Origin of the sequence: Archangium sp. (assembly GCF_036389735.1) — a bacterium.
GTDB lineage: Bacteria > Myxococcota > Myxococcia > Myxococcales > Myxococcaceae > Archangium.
Genome location: NZ_DASVWK010000751.1, coordinates 1 through 1,584 on the forward strand (window position 1 = coordinate 1; position 1,584 = coordinate 1,584).

A 1,584-nucleotide genomic window follows, 5' to 3' on the forward strand; every position below is an offset into this window, starting at 1 on the left:
TACACCCAGACGAAGCCGTCCTGCTCGCGCGTGGCGAACGAGGAGGCGCAGCGGGACTTCGCCTCCGGCTCGCCGAGGAGGCCGGGGATGGCGCGGCACTGGCCCGCGGCGTCGAAGCGCCAGCCGTGGTAGCCGCACTGAAGCTGGCCGCCCACCACCTTGCCCATGGACAGGGGCACGTTGCGGTGGGGGCAGCGGTCCATCAGCGCGGCGGGCCTGCCGGCCTCGTTGCGGAAGAGGACGAGCGGCGTGCCCTGCAGCGTGCGCGCGAGCGGCTTGCGGCCCAGCTCGCGCGAGGCGCAGAGGATGAACCAGCTCTGCGGGAGCCGCACCACCGAGACGATTCCTGAAGGGGTGCCCGAAGCGCGCGACTCGTCACGAGAAGACATGGCCGCCAGTCTAATGAGACGCCCGGCGAGTGCACGCTTCCCGATGACTCAGGGGTGACTCCCGACCGGGGCGAGCCGAACGTACACCATGCCCCCCACCGGGGTGCGGCCGCCGTAGAAGGGCTCGAGCCCCTCGGGCACCACGTTCAGCGCCCCGCGCACGCCCACCCCCGGCCGCACCGGGCCGAAGGGGCCCAGGTTGTAGACGTAGCCCAGCACGAGGGCCCCCACGTCGAAGAGGCCCTCCTCCAGCGGCTCGGGGAGCACCAGGTGGTGCCCACTCTTCCGGACGTACTCGGCGCGCCCGAAGAGGACGTGGTGCCCGTCCAGGTCCAGGCTGCTCTCCAGGAGGAAGGCGTTGGTGCCCTCGTGTTCGCTCTCCACGTCGCGGCCGAAGACGGCCGTGGTCGCCCAGAAGCCCCGGGCCCCGAAGGGCGCGTGGTACGTGGCCGACGCGGTGAGCCGGTGCACGGAGACGTCCGGCTCGAGCAGCTCGGGGCTCTCGAGGTACCCGTAGGACACCTGCGTGCTCACCCGGGCCGTGGGGTTGGCCGACAGCCGCACGGAGTACGAGTCCGGCATCCGCAGGTCCAGGTCGTACCGGTTCTCGTCCGGCTCTCGGCCGTTGAACCAGGAGACCTCCAGCTTCGCCATGGGCGTGAGGAGGCCCGCCGTCAGCACCCCGAAGGAGATGTGCGTGGCGTCCTGCCAGTGGTGCCCCAGCACGGCCAGCGGGTCGTACCAGGCCGACACCCGGTGCGGAAAGGCCACCGGGCCCAGCGCCGGCTCGCCCGCGGGCGCCGCGTAGAGCATCACGCCCCACGTGTCCGAGAAGTAGTGCGAGTACGAGAGCGCCAGCTCCATGAAGAGGTCATGCGGGTGCTGCCGGTCGTGCAGCGGCGCGTCCTCGAATGTCTCTCCCGTCTGGAGCAGCAGCGGGTAGCCGCCGTCGGCGCTCGCGGTGAAGGGCTCGGGGCTCAGCATCACGCTCGCCACGAGCTGGCCCGAGGGCAGCTCGCGGTCCGCCATCAGCATCAACCAGCCGATTCCGGCCAGCGCGCTGTCCCCCCGAGGCCCTCCCTGCACGTCGTAGCCGCCGAAGAGCAGGCCCTGGAACATCAGGCCCCACCCCGCCACGTTCCAGTGCAGCATCGACGAGGGGATGAGGTCCGGCTGCCAGGACGTGCCCGAGCCC

Annotated in this window: 2 protein-coding genes; both read right to left on the minus strand. The window is 71.7% G+C overall.

Annotated features, from left to right (window positions below; all coding sequences use genetic code 11):
• On the minus strand, window positions 1-389 hold a 389-nt coding region (locus VF794_RS26665; RefSeq protein WP_331115163.1), incomplete at its 3' end, for a Rieske 2Fe-2S domain-containing protein.
• A gap of 48 nt (window positions 390-437) precedes the next feature.
• The coding region (locus tag VF794_RS26670) for a hypothetical protein (protein WP_331115165.1) at window positions 438-1,584 on the minus strand (1,147 nt) is incomplete at its 5' end.